The organism is Micromonospora sp. NPDC004336, from assembly GCF_053602615.1.
Genome location: NZ_JBSGDY010000343.1, coordinates 1 through 2,242, shown reverse-complemented (window position 1 = coordinate 2,242; position 2,242 = coordinate 1). Strand labels below are relative to the sequence as shown.

Below are 2,242 nucleotides of genomic sequence, written 5' to 3'. Positions count from 1 at the left end.
GGCGGCACCTGGGCCCGCCGGCTGACCCCGGCCCCGCCGGCCGCGGACGAGAACCCCGCCGGCGACTGGTGGACCGGCGCCGTGCTGGTCACCGGCGGCACCGGCGCGCTCGGCGGCCACGTCACCCGCTGGCTGCTCGATCGGGGTGTCGGGCGGGTGGTCCTGGCCAGCCGCCGGGGCGCCGCCGCCCCCGCCGTGGCGGACCTGCTCGACCGGTACGGCGCCGACGGGCGGGTCACCGCCGCCACCTGCGACGTCACCGACCGGCGGTCCGTGGCGGACCTGGTCGGCTCGCTGCCCGACCTGACCGCCGTCGTGCACGCCGCCGGCACCGACCAGCTCACCCCGCTGACCGACACCACCCTCGACGAGTTCTCCCACGTCGTCGCCGGCAAGGTGCTCGGCGCCCTGCACCTCGACGCCTGCCTCGCCGACCGCGGCCTCGGCGCGTTCGTGATGTTCTCCTCCATCTCCGGCGTGTGGGGCAGCGCGGGCCAGTGCGCGTACGGCGCCGGCAACTCCCTGCTGGACGCCCTGGCCGTCAACCGCCGCGACCGGGGCCTGCCGGCCACCGCCGTGTCCTGGACGGCCTGGGGCGGCGCGCACGGCATGGCCGCCGAGAACGTCGCCACCGAGCAGCTCAACCGGATGGGCCTGCCGCCGATCGACCCGGCGAAGGCGCTCGTCGCCCTCGACCGGGCGCTGCGCCGCCCGACGCCCTGCGTGACCGTCGCCGACGTCGACTGGAGCCGGTTCCACCCCGCGTTCACCGTGGCCCGGCCCAGCCCGTTCCTCGGCGACCTGCCGCAGGTGCGGGCGCTCGTCGCGCGGGAGGAGGCCGCCGCGCCGGCGGACGGCGTCGCCGCGCCGCTGCGCCACCTCGCGGCGCTGCCCGCCGCCGAGCAGGAACGGGAACTGCTGAAGCTGGTCAACGAGCAGACCGCGGCGGTGCTGGGCCACGCCACCCCCGACGAGCTGCGCGGCCGCCCGTTCAAGGACCTCGGCTTCGACTCGCTGACCGCCGTGGACTTCCGTGGGCGGCTGAACGCCGCCACCGGCCTGCGGCTGCCCACCACGCTGGTCTTCGACCACCCGACGCCCGCCGAGCTGGCCGCGCACCTGCGCGAGCTGGTCTCCGGCGTCGCCCCCGCCGCCGCCCCGCAGACCGTCGTCGTCGACGCCGACGAGCCCGTCGCGATCGTCGGCATGGCCTGCCGCTACCCGGGCGGCGTCGACGGGCCGGAGGCGTTCTGGCGGTTGGTCGCCGACGGCGTCGACGCCGTCTCGCCGTTCCCCACCGACCGGGGCTGGGAGATCCCCGAGCCGGCCGAGGGGAGGCACCCGCCGGCGGGCGGCTTCCTCCACGACGTGGCGGACTTCGACCCCGCGTTCTTCGAGATCTCGCCTCGCGAGGCCCTCGCCATGGACCCGCAGCAGCGGCTCACCCTCGAGACGTCCTGGGAGGCGCTGGAACGGGCCGGGGTGGACCCGGCGACGCTGCGCGGCACCCGTACGGGCGTCTTCGTGGGTGCCTCCACCTCCGGCTACGGCACCGGGCTGACCGAGGTCCCCGAGGGCGTCGAGGGCTACCTGATGACCGGCGCCGCGCACAGCGTCATCTCCGGCCGGGTCGCGTACGCCCTCGGGCTGGAGGGACCCGCCGTCACCGTCGACACCGCCTGCTCCTCGTCGCTGGTGGCGCTGCACCTCGCCGGGGCGGCGCTGCGGCGCGGCGAGTGCGACCTGGCGCTGGCCGGCGGCGTGGCGGTGATGGCCACGCCCACGGCGTTCCAGGAGTTCTCCCGCCAGGGCGGCCTCGCCTCCGACGGGCGGTGCAAGTCCTTCGCCGCCACGGCGGACGGCACCGGCTGGTCCGAGGGCGTCGGCATGCTGCTCGTGCAGCGGCTCTCCGACGCCCGGCGGCAGGGCCGCCGCGTCCTCGCCGTCGTACGCGGCTCCGCCGTCAACTCCGACGGCGCGTCGAACGGGCTGACCGCCCCCAACGGCCGCGCCCAGCAGCGGGTGATCCGGCAGGCCCTCGCCGGCGCCCGGCTCGCCGGCACCGACGTGGACGTCGTCGAGGCGCACGGCACCGGCACCGTCCTCGGCGACCCGATCGAGGCGCAGGCCCTGCTGGCGACGTACGGGCAGGACCGGGGCGACGCGGGCCCGCTACTGCTGGGCTCGGTCAAGTCGAACATGGGTCACGCGCAGGCCGCCGCCGGCGTGGCCGGCGTGATCA

The 2,242-nt window shown here is 77.2% G+C and carries 1 protein-coding gene; it reads left to right on the top strand.

Translation table 11 applies throughout. From position 1 onward, the window contains the following. Positions 1 to 2,242, top strand: a 2,242-nt coding sequence (locus ACWENR_RS30565) for a type I polyketide synthase (RefSeq protein WP_452280408.1), incomplete at both ends; no start/stop codon positions are given.